This is a genomic window from Mycobacterium kubicae (assembly GCF_015689175.1).
In the GTDB taxonomy this organism is placed as follows: domain Bacteria; phylum Actinomycetota; class Actinomycetes; order Mycobacteriales; family Mycobacteriaceae; genus Mycobacterium; species Mycobacterium kubicae.
In genome coordinates this window covers 3385366-3399209 of record NZ_CP065047.1, presented here as the reverse complement: position 1 = coordinate 3399209, position 13844 = coordinate 3385366, and the positions used below count along the sequence as shown (strand labels likewise).

Sequence of the window (13844 nt, the reverse complement as noted above, 5' to 3'; positions counted from 1 at the left end):
TGCTGGGCCCCAAGACGTGTAGCCTGCGCCGGGGCATAAAGGGCGCGTAGCTCAGTGGTAGAGCTCTGGTTTTACACACCAGCGGTCGGCGGTTCGATACCGTCCGCGCCCACCAACGAAAACCCCAGCTAGACAGCGGTTTTGCCGTCGAAGGCACCACCTGCACAAAAACCCCCGATGGGCCAAGAGTGGGCCAACGGGTCAGGCTTCGTCGCCGCTGGCGCGCGACCGGCCCAGCAGCGCATCGCCCGCCGACGCCAGCGCGTCGTCGTAGACGTGGCCGTACACCCGCAGCGTGATCGCCGGGTCATGGCCCAGCCACTTCGCCGTCGCCGATGGCGTGGTGCCACCGTCCAGCAGCATCGTGGCGGCGGTGTGGCGGACATCGTGCAGCCGGATCACCGGCACCCCCGCCGCCGCGCAGTGGGCGGCGAACGCCTTGGAGTAAGTCTCTGGCCGGATGGGGGAGCCGTCGGCGTTGACCGCGACCAGGCCCGTGTCCGGCCAACCGCCGCCGAGGGCCAGGCGCTCCTCGGCCTGGCGTGTCCTGAAGGCCCGCAGCGCGGCCTCCAGGACCGGCGGCATCGGCAGCGTCCGCGCCGAGCGCATGGACTTCGGCGCGCCGGTCACCGTTCCGCCGCCGACGACCACCCGGCCCTGAGCGATGGTGATGGTCCCGGCGTCGAAGTCCACGTCGGCCCAGCGCAGGCCCAGCACCTCCGACCGGCGCAGCCCGGCCAGCGTCAGCAGCCAGCACGCGGCCAAACGGTCACTACTTATATGGACGCGGAATCGCTCGGCCTCGTCGGGCGTCCAGAAGGCCATCTCGGCGGCGGCGATCTTGGGCCGCTTGACCAGCCGGGCGACGTTGCGGGCCACGAGGCCCTGGGCCACCGCGTCATCGAGGGCCGACGACAGCACCACCAGCATCGTGACGACCGTGCGCGCGCTGACGCCACCGGCCACCTTCGGGCGCTCAGGGTCGGCAGGACGGGCGGCGGCGTATCGCCCCCGCGCGGGCCGGGTCACTTCACCAGAGGCCACCAGCCGCGCCAGCGCCTTCTCTCCGGCGTTGCCGAACTCCGCGAACATCTCGCCGTAGCTGGCACCGTCGGGACGCGCCCGCAGCCAGGTCAGCACCTCGGCTGACCGACGACCGCGCTTGTCGCTCTGGGCGACGGGCTGACCCGCCATCCGCAGCGTCGTCAGGGCATCCAGATCGGCGGTTCGCAAGTGCTGCAACGGGACCGCGCCAACGTGATCAATCACCGGCTTGAGAGCGAAGCGGTATCCGGCCAACGTGCCGGGTCGCAAGTCACGCCGACCGTCCAGCCACCCAGCCAGAAACACGCCTACGGTCGTCTTGTCGCGCCGGACGAAGGTGCCCGCCGCCACCTCGGTAGTGATCCGGCGGTACTCCCGACGCGCCTCCGCCAAGGTGGAGAAGGTGAACCGCTGCCGCTCGCGGCTGCCGTCGGGCCGGGTGCCGACATCGACGCGGAAGGAGTAGACGGTCTCACCACGGTGGCCGCGTCCCTTCGTGATCGGCTCGGCCCGGCGGGTGCGCTTGGGCTGTGGGTCGGCGCTCATCGGTCGGTCTCCTCGGTGTCGGCGGTGGTGGTACTCCAGTCGCGGCGCAGGAAGCCGCGCTCTTTGGCCTGTTTGATCCAGCGGTCCAGGGTGGGCAAGGCCACCCCGTAATAGTCGGAGACGTGTTCCCTTGGCGAGAGGCCGATCTCGCGCGCGTATTCGAGCCGTGCGGCGACCTGGCGGTAATGCTCAGGGCCGAGGTTGCGGCGGCGGCGTCCCGGCTCCAGATCGGGCCGCGCCTGCCCGGTCGGGTCGAACAGGTCACCAGCGTTGACCACGCCGTGTTCGGTCATGGAGATGAACTGTGCCGCCGCCTTGGCCAGTCGGCGCACCGGCACCTGGCGCACGGCGGCGGGGTCGATGTCACCGCCGTCATCGGCGCAGATCATCCGTAGCTCTGTCAGGCGCGGCGTCCCGGCGCTGCGGTCGATGCGCACCTGGTAGCGGAAAGCATGGCCGTACAGGGGGATTTCGATCAGGCCGTTGTCGCTGCCGCGCCTGCCGCTGACGCGGCGAATCTCGCTGGCGGTCACGTCGCCCACGATGGGCGTGAACGCCGAGTTATCAGTAGTCACGAAAAGATGATAACGCTAAAGATAGCAAAACGCCTAGACAACTATCACTATTCAAGACACCGTTTGAGACATGGCTGATTCAACCGACACAAATACGACCAAACGCTGCCCATCACTGGAGCAACTGCGTGGGGGACCGCCCACCGTGAGCATCGAGACCGCCGCCGAATACCTGGGCGTGTCAAGGCCATACGCCTATCAGATGGTCAAGACCGGGCACCTTCCCGTGATCTGGCTGAGCCATCGACGCAAGCGTGTGCCCACCGCCAAGTTGCTGCGGATGCTGGAGGGTGAGGACGTCACCGCCAGCGACGGTGCCAAGTGACCGCCGCCGCGCGGTCACGCCCAAGACACGCCCGCCCGACCTGGCGAAAGTCAGCGCCGACAACACAGACCGAAGTCGGTGAAGTAGGTCACCGCCATCAGCGCGAAGTCCGAAATCCCTTGCAGCAGTTGCCCACCCAGGTCGGGCAAGTCAACACGAACAAGCCCGGCGTCTGCACGGTCGCCCGATAGCGTTTGACCCGCCCACGACACCCGAGAGGAACCCAACACATGGCTACAGTCAGCCCACCGACCGCCAGCCCGGCGGTCACCACCGAGGAAGCCGCGCCGATTGTCGGCGTCAGCCCGGCGACCCTGAAAACCTGGCGCAACAAGGGAATCGGCCCACCCTACGTGGTGGTCGGCACCACCAGGGTGCGCTACCGGGTCTGCGACCTCGAAGCGTGGATGACCGCGCGCACGGTCACGCCCGTGCGCCGAAAGAAGTAGCGGCGCAACGCAATTGACCTGAAATGAGTGATGCCGCCGGGCGGCGTCTTTGGCCTCGACGCGCTGCCCGACGGCACCACAACCCAACGACTCCGGCAAAGAGTCAACGTCCCTTCCAGCACCACCCGAAAGGTCCGAAATGAGCAGCCCCCAGGAGAGGCCACACATGTCAGACAATACCGGCAAGCCCGGCAGCCGCGCCGTCACCAACGGCCAGCCGCCGCCCTTTGCCGTTGATCTGCCCGCTGATTTCGGCAAGGCCAAGACGAACGGCCAGCCCGCCGCCGCCGACCTGGTGGACATGGACGGCAGAAGGCCCGACGAGCCGGGCTACAACCCGTTCAACACCCGGGGCATCAATGCCAAGCACGCCGCTGCCTCAGCGGCGCAGAGGGCCACCGACAAGCGGGTGAAGCGGTGGGCGGCGCGCCGGTACGCGGTGAGTGTTCTCGATGGCCGCACGGAGCCGTGGGCGCGCAAGATCGCCGCTGACATCGAGCAGCGAAACGCCGGGCGTGACCCGATGAAGAACCCGCCGGAACTGACCTTCAACGGCGACAAGGCGGTCAATGCCGGTGCGACCGATGACCAGCTCACCGCCCTGCCCGCGCTGACACTCGACCAGCTCGCCGCCCTGAAGATCGAGGCGTCCGCCGAGCTGGAGGCGACCAGGCTGGCGGTGCGGGAGCGGGGTCGCCAGATCACCGCCGCGCGCACCGCCGCCAGGTACGCGGACCTCACCACGCGGGTTGACCTGGCGACCTACACGCCGCCCGCCGATCCGTTCGTCGTTGACGGTTTGATCCCGCTGGGCAAGAGCCTGGGCCTGTTCTCAGAGCGCAAGGCGGGCAAGACCACCGCCAACGTGGACCTGGTGCGGGCGCTGCTGACCGGCGGGACGTTCGTGGGCAGGTTCGCCACCCGGCTGCCCGCCGACGCCGACGTGGCGTTCCTGGATACCGAAATGGGCGCTGACATGATGCAGTACGAGCTGTCGAAAGCGGGCGTGACCGACCCGGCCCTGCTGCGGCGGATCAACTACCACGACCTGCTCGGGCGCAGCGCCATGCTGAACCTGAGCGATGACGCCACGCGGGCCTACTGGCGGGGTCAAATCAGGCCGGGGTCGTTCATCATCTTCGACTGCCTCTACACCGTGTTGTCGGCGCTGGGCATTGACGAGAGTTCGTCCCAGGTGGCCGACGTGATCGAGGGATTCAAGACGCTGGCGGTGGAGTGCGATGCCGTCGGTCGGGTCATCACGCACCACCTCGGCAAAGACCCCGACAAGGGCGCGCGTGGGCACAGCTCGATCGAGGGAGCCGTGGACACCCTGGCGACCATCCGGCTGGACGGCCCGCCCGCCGCCGACACCCCGCGCACGTTTGAGGCGTTCGGTCGGCGCGGTGTGAACGTGCCGCCCGGCCTGCTGACCCTGAAGCCGACCGACGACGGCCAGCACCGGCTGATGATGAGCGGCAACACGGTGTCGGCTGACCGGAAGACGAAGCGGGACCACAGCGACGACGACATCGTGTGGAAGCTGGTCAAGGACAACCCCGGCACGTCGCTGCGGGCGCTGGAGGCGCTGCCCGCCGAGACCCGGCGCAACGTGTCCAAGAGCCGGTTGCGAGACGCGCACGCCCGGCTGGCCAAGCTGAACTACGTGATCAACAAGGGCACCGACAAGCGCCCTGAATGGCATGCCGCCGACCGCAACGGCGACCCGTTCGTTGACCCTCAGTGATGTGCGCCGAACGCGCCGCCGCGCAAATTGACGCCCGGCGCACTGTGAACAAAAGCCCAGGTCAAACGCGCCGATTTGCACCGGCGCGTTCACCGCAAAAGCCCAGGTCAGCGAATGAACGCGCCGCGCGTAATCGGCGCATTCAAAAACACCTCCTGACCAGCGCAAACGCGCACAACCCCGCCCTTGTCGGGGTTCAATGCGCCGGTACGCGCCGATACGCGCGGGTGACCGACCGGCGCATTCAAAACCCCAGCTCAGACCACATTTCTACTATCAAGTGCGCCGAAGTGCGCCGGTTTGCGGACAGGGTACGCGCCGGTCGCGCCGGGTCTCTAAGGGACCGGCGCGTGGCCGTCCCGTTGGCGCGTTCGGCCCAATGGACGGCGGCTTGCGGCGGAGGTAAAAGAGCGGCGGAGGCGGCGAGAGGGCGGCGTCATCGACAGGCTCAGCGGGCTGCGGGCGGCGGCACCCCTCCGGCTCCGGCCAGCGCCACCGTCCGGCCAGCCCGGCGTCTGCACGGCGCTGCGGTACAACTGCGGTACCCAACATTGCGGTACCCCGACGAGAGGAGGTCCGGCCCGATGGCTACAACGATGTCGCGGTACGCCAGCCGGGAGCGCGCCGCCGAAGCGTTCGCGCTGCGCGCCCAGCGCCTCAGTTGGCGCGAGGTGTGCGACCGCCTGGGCTACCGCAGCGTCGGGGCGGCGCAGACCGCCGTGGCCCGCCACGTCGAACGCAACCGGCGCAACGAGGCGACGGCCACCACCATCGAGGCCCACAAGTACGCCATCGAGACCCGCACCCGCGCGATGACCCAGAGGTTCGTGGCGGCGTACCGAGCTGGCGACGACGACACGCTGGTGATGCTGAACCGTGAAATCACCCGCAACGAGGTGGAGCTGGCCAAGATCGGCGGGCTGTACGAACCGGAGCGGGTGGACGTCACCGTGACCGCCGACCCGTCGGCGCTGATCGCCCAGACCCGTGAGCGGCTGCTGGCCGTTCTCGCTGAACGTGAGCAGCACCAACTGCCCGCGACCCCGATCATCGAAGCCGAGGTAGTGCCATGACCAACACCCTGACCACCGCCAGCGACGTCGTGACGGCGGCGATGTCCATTGCCGAGGACGCCGCCCAGGGCCGACTGGACCCGGCGGCGCTGGAGGCCCAGGCGGCGGCGGAGCTGACCCAACTGTTCGGCACCGTGGTCGGCCCTGACGACCTGGCCTGGCCGGGTACAGCTCGACGTGGCCCGCCAGGTGCTCGCCCTGGGCGGCGTGCGCGCCGACGAACTGGCGGAGTGGCTGGCCGTGGCGCGCCACCGTGCCGGTGAGCCGGTCACCGCGCCCGACCCAGACGAGGCCACGGCGGCGGTGGAATCGTTGCCCAGCGAGATGCTGAGCGCCGACTCTGATGCCGCCGAGCTGGCCGACGCCGACGCTGAACAACGCGCTGATGCCGACGCTGCCGCCGAGGCCGAGGCGGCGGAGCTGGCCAACCTGGAAGCCCAGGCCGACCCGCAGCCGCCGCGCAAGCGCCAGGCCGACGGCTACGACCCGCTAGCCGGGTGGTCGCCGGGCCGGAGCCGCCGCCCGCTGTAGCTGCGCGCCCGTGTCAAAACTTTAGTTCTGACAGACCGCCAGCTCCACCGCAGCGCACACGCATCGGCCCTGGCCATCTGTGTCAGAAGTCCTGTCAAATCAAAATAGCCACGCGCTGACTTTTGACATAGGCTGACGGCCATGACCACCGCCCCCACCACCGGCCAACTGCTCGGCTACGCCCGCGTCAGCACCGGCCACCAGTCCCTTGACCAGCAGACCGACGCGCTGACCGCCGCCGGAGTGGACGCCGCCCGCGTGTACTCCGACAAGCTGACCGGCACCTCCACCCGTGAGCAGCGCCCTGGCCTGGGCGCGCTGCTCGACTACGCCCGGCCCGGCGACACCATCGTGGTCGTCGGCATCGACCGCCTGGGCCGCAGCGCCGCCGAGGTGATGACCACCATCCGCGACCTGCTTGCCCGTGATGTCGTGCTCCGGTCGCTGCGCGAGGGCATCGACAGCTCGACGCCGACCGGGCGCGCCGTCATGGGCGTCATGGCGTCGATGGCTGAGCTGGAACTGGAGCTTCAGCGTGAGCGCCGGTCGGCTGCCAAGGCGGCGCGCCAGGCCCGCAACTTGCCGATCGGTCGGCCCAGGGCGCTGTCCGCCGACCAGGCCGCGCTCGCTGAGCGGATGCGCGCCAGCGGCGAGCCGGTGCCGGTGATCGCTGAGGCGCTGGGCGTGAGCGTGTCCACGGCGTACCGCGCGCTGGCCGACGCCTGACCCGTCCGACCGCGCAGGTCACTTCGCGACACTTGCCCTCCCTTGTCGGGTATGTCCGCCGGATTGTCGGTCCGGCAAGGCAAGATTTCCGGCATGGTGCTGGGGACTGACACGGCGGCGCTTCGTAAAGCTCGCGGCGCGTTCTTCACCCCCGAGGCCGTCGCCCGCTACATCACCGAGTGGGCCGTCCGCAGCACCAGCGAGCGCATCCTTGAACCATCGTGCGGTGAGGCGTCATTCCTCTTGGCGGCGGTTGATCGACTAGCGGCACTCCGCACCCCCGGCCACGGTGACCAATTTGCCGCCCTCGATGGCGTGGAGCTGCATGACGCCTCCGCCCGCGCGGCGCGCAAGGTGCTGCGCAACGCCGGAGTGGACGCGCGGGTGACTGTCAACGACTTCTTCTGTGTTGACCCGACCGGCTCGTATGACGTGGTGATCGGCAACCCGCCCTACATCCGGTACCAGGAGTTCTCCGGTACGGCCAGGGCGCGGTCACGCGCGGCGGCGCTGCGCGCGGGCGTGGGACTGACCAACCTGGCGTCAAGCTGGGCCGCGTTCGCGGTGCACTCGGCGCTGTTCCTGCGGCACGGCGGGCGGATGGGCCTGGTTTTGCCGGCTGAGCTGCTGAGCGTCAACTACGCCGCCGAAGTGCGCCGGTTCCTCCTGGAGTCGTTCGCCCGCGTCGATCTGGTGCTATTCACCGAGCGCGTGTTTCCCGAGGCTCAGGAGGAGGTGCTGCTGCTCCTGGCCGACGGTTACCAGGAGGGTCCGACCGACCACGCCTCGATCTATCAAGCCCGCAACGCCGCCGAGCTGGCGACGATCGCCGCCGGACGCACCTGGACGCCGACCCGGCCCGAGGAGAAGTGGACGCCCTCGCTGCTGTCCGCCGATGCGCTGACTGCCTACACCGGCCTGTTGTCGGGCGGCAGCTTCACCGTGTTGGAAAGCTGGGGTGACACGACGCTGGGCATGGTCACCGGCAACAACAAGTACTTCGCGCTGTCGCCTGCGCGAGTGGCCGACCTGGGCCTGGAACCCACCGATGTCTTGCGGCTGTCGCCGCCTGGCAGCCGCCACCTGCGCGGGCTGGCGTTCGGCACCGCCGCGCTAAACGAGCTTGGGCGCAACGGCTCCGCGACATGGCTGTTCCGCCCGCCCGGTGAGCCGTCTCCGGCAGCATGGGCCTACATCGCCGCCGGGGAGGCCGCTGGTGTTCACACCGCCTACAAGTGCCGCGTGCGCAAGCCGTGGTGGCGGGTGCCGAATCTGGCTCCGGCTGACCTGCTGCTGACGTACATGAACGCCGACACGCCTCGGCTGACAACTAACACCGCCAAGGCCGCGCACCTCAACTCAGTGCACGGTGTCTATCTCGCGCCGAAGGTCCGCAAGCTCGGTAAGGCGCTGCTGCCGCTGGCTTCGCTGACGTCGATGACGCTGGTAGGGGCTGAGACCGTGGGCCGCGCCTATGGCGGCGGGATGCTCAAGCTGGAGCCGCGCGAGGCCGACCGGCTGCCGGTTCCTCCGGCGGCACTTGTCGAGGCCGCCGCTGATCGGCTGAGCAACATCCGTCCGCAGGTGGCGGGGCTGCTGCGCGGCGGGAAGCTCCTCGAAGCCTCCAAGCTGGTTGACGACGTGCTGCTGGTCGGCGAGCTGGGCATGGCCCGCGCCGAGGTGCGGGTGCTGCGTGACGCTCACGCCGAACTCACCGCCCGACGAGTCGCAAGGGGTCGCCGTGGCGCGGATTGACGACCTGCTCATCGGCGCGATCAAGGCTGCCGGTCCCAAGCCGCCTGACGATGCCCCGCAGGGGCAGAAGAACCCGTGGGGCAACAAGATCAGCGCCACCCTGGCGCTCGCCATCGCCCAGGAGCTGCGGGCGCGCGGCATGGATGGAGCCCGGCCAGGCGAACCGGGAGAGATCGGGCTATCGGGCGCTGAGCGGCGACTCGCGGGCGGTCTCGGAGCCAAGAAGGTCGATGTCACCTGGGCGACCGAGGAGTCCGGCCTGATGCTGGCCTGCTCGGTCAAGACGATCATGTTCCGCGATAGCGTCGGCGGGCACTTCCAGAAGAATCTCACCAACCGGCGCGGCGACCTGCTATTCGAGTCCACCACGTTGCACCGCCGGTTCCCGTTCGCTGTCGTGGCCGGGTTCTTCTTCTTCGACATCGGCGCGGCCAGTGATCACACACCGCGCCGCAACAGCACCTTTGAGAATGTCTTTCCTCGCTTCCGGTTGTTCACCGGGCGAGCCGACCCGGCTGACCGAGACGAGCAATTCGAGCGACTCTACGTGCTCCTGGTGGATTCCAATCCCTTTGCGCCGTCGGTCATCTGCCACGAAGTGGACAGCCCAGAGGCGCCGGTCGCGCTGGGAGTGGTTTTCGATGACCTCATCGAGCTGACCGCTGAGCGCAACTTTGACATGTACGAGGCCACTGGCGACGGCAACATCAGGAAGGCCCGCAGCAAGTAGGGTCTGACCATGTCCGAAGAAGCCAGGGACCGGGCAGCGGATCGGTCCAGGGAGCTGATCGACCGGCACGCGGCGTTGGAGCGCGGTGAGCCGGTCACCGAGGACGACGTGCGGTTGGCGTCTCAGCGTGCCGACGAAGCCCATGACCGCGCCGCCGCCGCGCACCGCAAGGCCGCTGACCGACACGACAAGTCGGCCCGCGTACATGAAGAGGCAGCACTGGTGCACGATGACGCGGCGGAGGCGGGCAGGGGTGACCCCGCCGAACATCGCGCCGCCGCCGAACGACATCGCCGGGCGGCTGACGCCGACCGATCCGCCGCCGAAGCGGACCTCCGCAAAGCCGACGAGGAGCTGTAACCAGCCCACCCGACACGCCCAAACGCTCCGGGCCGGTCAACGGGCCGGGCTGTTGCGTTCGTGGCCAACAATTCCCACGTTGTAGGCCCGCCCGAGGCGTTGACAATCCCGCCCAAGTCGGGAAACTCATTGCGCCGCAAGCTATTTCGTCAAGTTGCTTGCACCCTTGAGTGACAGACTGGCCGACATGACGACAGCCGCCAGTGACCAGACCACCGCCGCCCACCCGCGAAGCCGGAGCATGGAGTCGTGGCGCGCCCGGTTGGGCGTGCTGGCCTCCAGAGGCGAGACCGACGGGCCGCGCGTGGCGGAGGCCCGCGCTGCGCTGGCGTGGCACCGGCACCGGGCATACCTGACCCGCGACATGGGCATCAGCGAGGCCCAGGCCGACGAGCTGCTGGAGCTGATCCGCCAGCCCGAGACCGAAGCCGCCGACGCCGCCGAGGTGGTGACGCCCGCATGAGCCGCGCCGTGCGCCGGTTCGGGACACCGGCCTACCGGGCGTCGGTGCCGGGTGCGCCGCAGCCCAAGCGCCCGCGTCGGTACAGCCAGCCCGAGCTGCGGGAGCGGCGGCGCGCCGGAATGATCACCGGCCACTACAGCGCCGACTGGAGCCTGGCGCGTGAGATTGCCGATGTCGTGACGCCGCTGGCGCGCCGTGTCGCCGCCGCTGACCGGCCTACCCGGTTCGGGCACGCCGCCACGCCGGGGTCGGTGCCCGCGCTGGCCGAGGCGGTCCACGAAGCCGTCGGGACCATCGTCGGCTGGCTGGCGGAGGCCGATGCCCGCCGTAAGACTGCTCACCTGGCCAACGAGCCGGGCAAGCGGCGCTACGCGATGACGACGCTGACCGACCTGGCGCAACGCCCGGCGCTGCCGACGGTCACCGACAAGGCGCTGAAGAACGGCACCTGGGCGGCGCTGACCGCGCTGGCCGACGGCATCGACGCCGCCTTCTCCGATCTGCTGGGCCACTCCTACCCGCCAGGAGCCGAGGGGCTGCGTGGCCAGGCCAGCCGATCGGAGCATCTGGAGCGGCTGCTGAGCCGGACCATCGACCGGGCCGCGCTGGAGCTGGAGCGCCGCCTGGACCGCGACGAGCACGCCGACTACCGCCAGACCACCGAGACCGACCCGCGCGCCGAGCTGGCCGCTATGGGCATCAACACCTAGGAGACCGCCATGACCATGCCGCCCGTCACCACCTACACCACGCCGTTGCCGGTGGACTTCGTTGTGCCGCCGGTCAACCCGACCGCCTTCGGCCTGTACGCCGCCACCACCTGGACCGAGATGGCCGCTGACGAGCCAAGCCGCCACCTGCACGGCGTGGAGGTGCGCGGCACCAACTACCCCAACGGCCAGGCGTCCGGTATCTGGGACGCGCCGTGGTGCGGTGACCCCGCGCCCGGCAGCCTTAAGACAGGTGAGCGTCAGGGCATTCTCGACCCGTTTGAGCCGGTCACGGTCTGGGCCTACGACGAATGCGACCTCACGGAGCCGTCACGGCGTCAGATCGAGGAGAACGCCGCCCAGATTTTCCGGTTGGAGGAGCAGCCGATGGTGGAGCGGGCCTTCGCCGACCGGCTGAAGCTCGACGCCGCCGATCTGGGCGACCCGCAGACTGCCGCCAGCCTGGCGCAGGCGGTGGGCTACCTGGAGGGCGCGATGGCCCTGACCGGCACCACCGGCTACTTCCACATCGGGGCGCAGTGGGTGGCCCTGGGCGGCGCGGAGCGCCTGTTCACCAGGTCCGGCACCCGCTGGGTCAGCCCGTTGGGCAACGTCTGGATCATCGGCGGCGGCTACGTGGAGGGCCTGGGTGACCAGATCATCGCCACGTCGCAGCCGTTCGGCTGGCGCGACCAGGTACAGGTCAGGACCGCGATTGACGAGCGCCACAACATCTACGCGGCGATTGCGGAGCGGTCGGTGCTGGTCAGCTACGAGGCGTGCATCGCCGCCGTCACCATCACGCCGCCGGAGCCGACGCCGTGATGACCTCGCTGATAACCGTGGTGACCGGGATGGCGCTGGGCGCGTCGATCCGCATCGCCGCCCGCCGCAAGGCGGAGACACCGTGACCACCATGACCGCTGATGACACCGCCGACGCGCCGGACACCTACGCCGGGCCACGCTGCCAGGCGTGCGGCGGGCCGTGCTGGCAGCACAAGGGCAGCGTGTGGGGCTGGACCTGCAACACCTGCCTGGAGCAATACCTTGACGAGGGCGCGGCCAAGGCTGCCGCCCGCGACCGGAAAGACCGGGAACGGTTGGCGCGCAAGGCACTTGAAGCCGCCGCCGCCACGAACGACGACAACCCAACGGCTTCGCTCACTGCGAACACGGATCAACGTCTGGAGGGTGGTCCGCGTTATGTACCGCACCCTCCGGCGTCGATTCAGCCGGAGAGGGCGGCGGACCGTGCGTATGTCCCGCGCCGCCCGATGATCACCACCACTAGAGAGGACACCTTGTAGATGACCACCAGAGGCGGTATCGACGTAGCCGTCCGCGACGGGTTCGCCATCATCGACTTCGTAGACCCGGCCCTGCGTGGCCCGGCGCTGGCCAAGCTGGTCGAAATCGGCGGCGGAGCCAGCATCGAGTCCTTCACGCGGGGCACGCCGCGCAAGGTGTACCGGGTGCCGGAGGGCAATGCGCGGGAGGCCGGGCTGCTGACTGATGCGACCACCGTGGACGCGCTACAGCCCGCTGCTGACACCGGCTTCGCCGCCGCGCTGGCCGACGCGGGGCACCAGCAGCCTCACACGCTGGCGGGCCAGCGCCAGCCGGAGCCGGGCGACTACCCCGACGGCGAGCCGAGCGAGCACTGGAAGCGTCCCGAGCTGGACGCCTACGCCGCCGCGCACGGCATCGACACCACCGACCTGCCCTCCAAGGCGGCGGCGCTCGCCGCGATCAACGAAAGGACGAACCCATGACCGGAGCCAAGCGCAAGCCGCTGACGCTGGCCGACATCACCGCCCGCGAGCGGTGGCACCTGGAGCTGGCGATCCATGAGGCGGCGCACGCCGTTGCGGCGGTGGCCCTGGGCGGCACAATCCGCAACGCGGTGGTGTCGAACAGCCGCGTGATGGGCGTCGAGGGCCTGACGACGGTCACCGACATGCCGCGTGGCCGGGAGTCGGAGATTGCCTACAGCGGTCCGTGGGCGCAGGCCCGCTTCCGCGCCGGTCGCCGCCCCACCCAGCGGGATGTGTTCAGCATCTTGTCGCGCGGTGCGTGGAAGGACGACCGCGCCCTGACCGCTGCGGGAGGCACCCACCTGGGCACGCCCGTGGTGCCGCTGATGGAGCGTTGCTGGCCCGCCGTGGTGGCGGTGGCCAAGAAGCTCCACAGGGACGGAGAGGTCCACCAGGAGGACGTGCTGGCGGCGCTGGGCGTCACCGACGGCGGCGGGCGCACGTCCGTTCAACTGGCGGGCCTCCGCAGCGGCACCTGGTCGGTGCCGAACAACACGAAGAAGCCGGTACCGGCCTGACCTGACCGGCTCGCCGCGCCCCGATTGGCCTCGGGAGGGAGCGGTGGGCCGGAGCACCGATCCACCCCAACGACACCGCCCCGAGGAGAGAACATGACCACCATCGCGCCCGCCGCGCCGCCCGCCCCGACCGATGAACAGGTAGAGCAGATGATCCTGGACACGCTCGCCGAGACCCGCGAGGAGCTGGTGCCGTGGGCCTGGCTGCGGCGGCGGCTGCCGGTGACTGGCTTCTGGCGCGCGCTGGCCGCGCTGGACCGGCTGTGGCTGGATGGCCGGGTCTACGTGATCCGCGTCCGTGGCTGCAACTACGTCGGCCTGGGCGACGAACACGACATGCGGATGGCGGCGCGGGCCAAGGCCCAGGGCCGGGTACCCGCTGTGAGGTGCGTGTGACCGCCGCCCCGATCACCACGCTGTCCGCCGCCCGCGTCTGCCAAGCCGCCCGCGAGCGTCAGCGCCCGGCCAGCCCGGCG

Annotated in this window: 19 protein-coding genes and 1 tRNA gene; 18 read left to right on the top strand and 2 right to left on the bottom strand. The window is 69.7% G+C overall.

What is annotated here, in order from left to right:
• The first annotated feature begins 40 nt into the window (after positions 1–40).
• Positions 41–115: transfer RNA gene (locus tag I2456_RS16005), tRNA-Val, on the top strand.
• Positions 116–201: 86 nt separating this feature from the next.
• On the opposite strand, the gene I2456_RS16000 is transcribed toward I2456_RS16005, so the two are convergent.
• Positions 202–1590 (bottom strand): tyrosine-type recombinase/integrase, encoded by a 1389-nt coding sequence (locus I2456_RS16000; protein ID WP_085074567.1) that lies wholly within the window; start codon positions 1588–1590, stop codon positions 202–204.
• On the bottom strand, positions 1587–2165 hold the full coding sequence (locus tag I2456_RS15995) for a hypothetical protein (RefSeq protein WP_139823199.1): 579 nt from the start codon (positions 2163–2165) through the stop codon (positions 1587–1589). The genes I2456_RS16000 and I2456_RS15995 overlap by 4 nt, the downstream gene beginning before the upstream one ends.
• A 70-nt stretch (positions 2166–2235) precedes the next feature.
• On the opposite strand from I2456_RS15995, the gene I2456_RS15990 reads away from it, so the two are divergent.
• The 17 genes from I2456_RS15990 to I2456_RS15915 all read left to right on the top strand — a co-directional run bounded on the left by I2456_RS15990 (position 2236) and on the right by I2456_RS15915 (position 13764).
• Positions 2236–2490 (top strand): helix-turn-helix domain-containing protein, encoded by a 255-nt coding sequence (locus I2456_RS15990; protein ID WP_085074565.1) that lies wholly within the window; start codon positions 2236–2238, stop codon positions 2488–2490.
• A gap of 230 nt (positions 2491–2720) precedes the next feature.
• A complete protein-coding gene (locus I2456_RS15985; protein ID WP_085074564.1) occupies positions 2721–2939 on the top strand; it encodes a helix-turn-helix transcriptional regulator in 219 nt (72 codons plus the stop codon).
• Positions 2940–3105: 166 nt separating this feature from the next.
• On the top strand, positions 3106–4686 hold the full coding sequence (locus tag I2456_RS15980) for an AAA family ATPase (protein WP_163703947.1): 1581 nt from the start codon (positions 3106–3108) through the stop codon (positions 4684–4686).
• Between the two features lie 584 nt (positions 4687–5270).
• Positions 5271–5759: a hypothetical protein gene (locus I2456_RS15975; RefSeq protein WP_139823197.1), complete on the top strand. Its 489-nt coding sequence runs from the start codon at positions 5271–5273 to the stop codon at positions 5757–5759.
• Positions 5756–6022 (top strand): hypothetical protein, encoded by a 267-nt coding sequence (locus tag I2456_RS28530; protein WP_241007727.1) that lies wholly within the window; start codon positions 5756–5758, stop codon positions 6020–6022. Before I2456_RS15975 ends, I2456_RS28530 begins: the two co-directional genes overlap by 4 nt.
• A complete protein-coding gene (locus I2456_RS28525; RefSeq protein ID WP_241007726.1) occupies positions 5967–6290 on the top strand; it encodes a hypothetical protein in 324 nt (107 codons plus the stop codon). Before I2456_RS28530 ends, I2456_RS28525 begins: the two co-directional genes overlap by 56 nt.
• Positions 6291–6431: 141 nt before the next feature.
• Positions 6432–7016 (top strand): recombinase family protein, encoded by a 585-nt coding sequence (locus tag I2456_RS15965; RefSeq protein ID WP_085074561.1) that lies wholly within the window; start codon positions 6432–6434, stop codon positions 7014–7016.
• A 51-nt stretch (positions 7017–7067) separates the two neighbouring features.
• Positions 7068–8771: an HsdM family class I SAM-dependent methyltransferase gene (locus I2456_RS15960; RefSeq protein ID WP_241007725.1), complete on the top strand. Its 1704-nt coding sequence runs from the start codon at positions 7068–7070 to the stop codon at positions 8769–8771.
• Positions 8758–9501 carry a hypothetical protein gene (locus tag I2456_RS15955; protein WP_205880174.1) on the top strand — a complete coding sequence of 248 codons (744 nt, stop codon included), beginning with the start codon at positions 8758–8760 and terminating at the stop codon, positions 9499–9501. Before I2456_RS15960 ends, I2456_RS15955 begins: the two co-directional genes overlap by 14 nt.
• Positions 9502–9510: 9 nt before the next feature.
• On the top strand, positions 9511–9861 hold the full coding sequence (locus I2456_RS15950) for a hypothetical protein (protein WP_085074560.1): 351 nt from the start codon (positions 9511–9513) through the stop codon (positions 9859–9861).
• Between the two features lie 187 nt (positions 9862–10048).
• A complete protein-coding gene (locus I2456_RS15945) occupies positions 10049–10324 on the top strand; it encodes a hypothetical protein (RefSeq protein WP_085074559.1) in 276 nt (91 codons plus the stop codon).
• Positions 10321–11034: a hypothetical protein gene (locus tag I2456_RS15940; RefSeq protein ID WP_085074558.1), complete on the top strand. Its 714-nt coding sequence runs from the start codon at positions 10321–10323 to the stop codon at positions 11032–11034. The genes I2456_RS15945 and I2456_RS15940 overlap by 4 nt, the downstream gene beginning before the upstream one ends.
• A 9-nt stretch (positions 11035–11043) precedes the next feature.
• Positions 11044–11859 carry a hypothetical protein gene (locus tag I2456_RS15935; RefSeq protein WP_085074557.1) on the top strand — a complete coding sequence of 272 codons (816 nt, stop codon included), beginning with the start codon at positions 11044–11046 and terminating at the stop codon, positions 11857–11859.
• A gap of 91 nt (positions 11860–11950) precedes the next feature.
• Positions 11951–12343, top strand: a complete 393-nt coding sequence (locus tag I2456_RS15930) for a hypothetical protein (RefSeq protein ID WP_139823196.1) — start codon at positions 11951–11953, stop codon at positions 12341–12343.
• On the top strand, positions 12344–12808 hold the full coding sequence (locus I2456_RS15925; protein ID WP_085074555.1) for a hypothetical protein: 465 nt from the start codon (positions 12344–12346) through the stop codon (positions 12806–12808).
• Positions 12805–13368 (top strand): hypothetical protein, encoded by a 564-nt coding sequence (locus I2456_RS15920; protein ID WP_085074554.1) that lies wholly within the window; start codon positions 12805–12807, stop codon positions 13366–13368. The genes I2456_RS15925 and I2456_RS15920 overlap by 4 nt, the downstream gene beginning before the upstream one ends.
• Positions 13369–13461: 93 nt before the next feature.
• Positions 13462–13764 carry a hypothetical protein gene (locus I2456_RS15915; RefSeq protein ID WP_085074553.1) on the top strand — a complete coding sequence of 101 codons (303 nt, stop codon included), beginning with the start codon at positions 13462–13464 and terminating at the stop codon, positions 13762–13764.
• Positions 13765–13844: the final 80 nt, after the last annotated feature.

What these genes read in the sequence shown, in the direction of transcription:
- I2456_RS16000 (WP_085074567.1), bottom strand. Translation starts at nt 1,590, where the DNA reads ATGAGCGCCGACCCACAGCCCAAGCGCACCCGCCGGGCCGAGCCGATC.
- I2456_RS15930 (WP_139823196.1), top strand. Translation starts at nt 11,951, where the DNA reads ATGACCGCTGATGACACCGCCGACGCGCCGGACACCTACGCCGGGCCA.
- I2456_RS15975 (WP_139823197.1), top strand. Translation starts at nt 5,271, where the DNA reads ATGGCTACAACGATGTCGCGGTACGCCAGCCGGGAGCGCGCCGCCGAA.
- I2456_RS28530 (WP_241007727.1), top strand. Translation starts at nt 5,756, where the DNA reads ATGACCAACACCCTGACCACCGCCAGCGACGTCGTGACGGCGGCGATG.
- I2456_RS15920 (WP_085074554.1), top strand. Translation starts at nt 12,805, where the DNA reads ATGACCGGAGCCAAGCGCAAGCCGCTGACGCTGGCCGACATCACCGCC.
- I2456_RS15935 (WP_085074557.1), top strand. Translation starts at nt 11,044, where the DNA reads ATGACCATGCCGCCCGTCACCACCTACACCACGCCGTTGCCGGTGGAC.
- I2456_RS15950 (WP_085074560.1), top strand. Translation starts at nt 9,511, where the DNA reads ATGTCCGAAGAAGCCAGGGACCGGGCAGCGGATCGGTCCAGGGAGCTG.
- I2456_RS15940 (WP_085074558.1), top strand. Translation starts at nt 10,321, where the DNA reads ATGAGCCGCGCCGTGCGCCGGTTCGGGACACCGGCCTACCGGGCGTCG.
- I2456_RS15990 (WP_085074565.1), top strand. Translation starts at nt 2,236, where the DNA reads ATGGCTGATTCAACCGACACAAATACGACCAAACGCTGCCCATCACTG.
- I2456_RS15925 (WP_085074555.1), top strand. Translation starts at nt 12,344, where the DNA reads ATGACCACCAGAGGCGGTATCGACGTAGCCGTCCGCGACGGGTTCGCC.
- I2456_RS15960 (WP_241007725.1), top strand. Translation starts at nt 7,068, where the DNA reads ATGTCCGCCGGATTGTCGGTCCGGCAAGGCAAGATTTCCGGCATGGTG.
- I2456_RS15915 (WP_085074553.1), top strand. Translation starts at nt 13,462, where the DNA reads ATGACCACCATCGCGCCCGCCGCGCCGCCCGCCCCGACCGATGAACAG.
- I2456_RS15965 (WP_085074561.1), top strand. Translation starts at nt 6,432, where the DNA reads ATGACCACCGCCCCCACCACCGGCCAACTGCTCGGCTACGCCCGCGTC.
- I2456_RS15980 (WP_163703947.1), top strand. Translation starts at nt 3,106, where the DNA reads ATGTCAGACAATACCGGCAAGCCCGGCAGCCGCGCCGTCACCAACGGC.
- I2456_RS15945 (WP_085074559.1), top strand. Translation starts at nt 10,049, where the DNA reads ATGACGACAGCCGCCAGTGACCAGACCACCGCCGCCCACCCGCGAAGC.
- I2456_RS15985 (WP_085074564.1), top strand. Translation starts at nt 2,721, where the DNA reads ATGGCTACAGTCAGCCCACCGACCGCCAGCCCGGCGGTCACCACCGAG.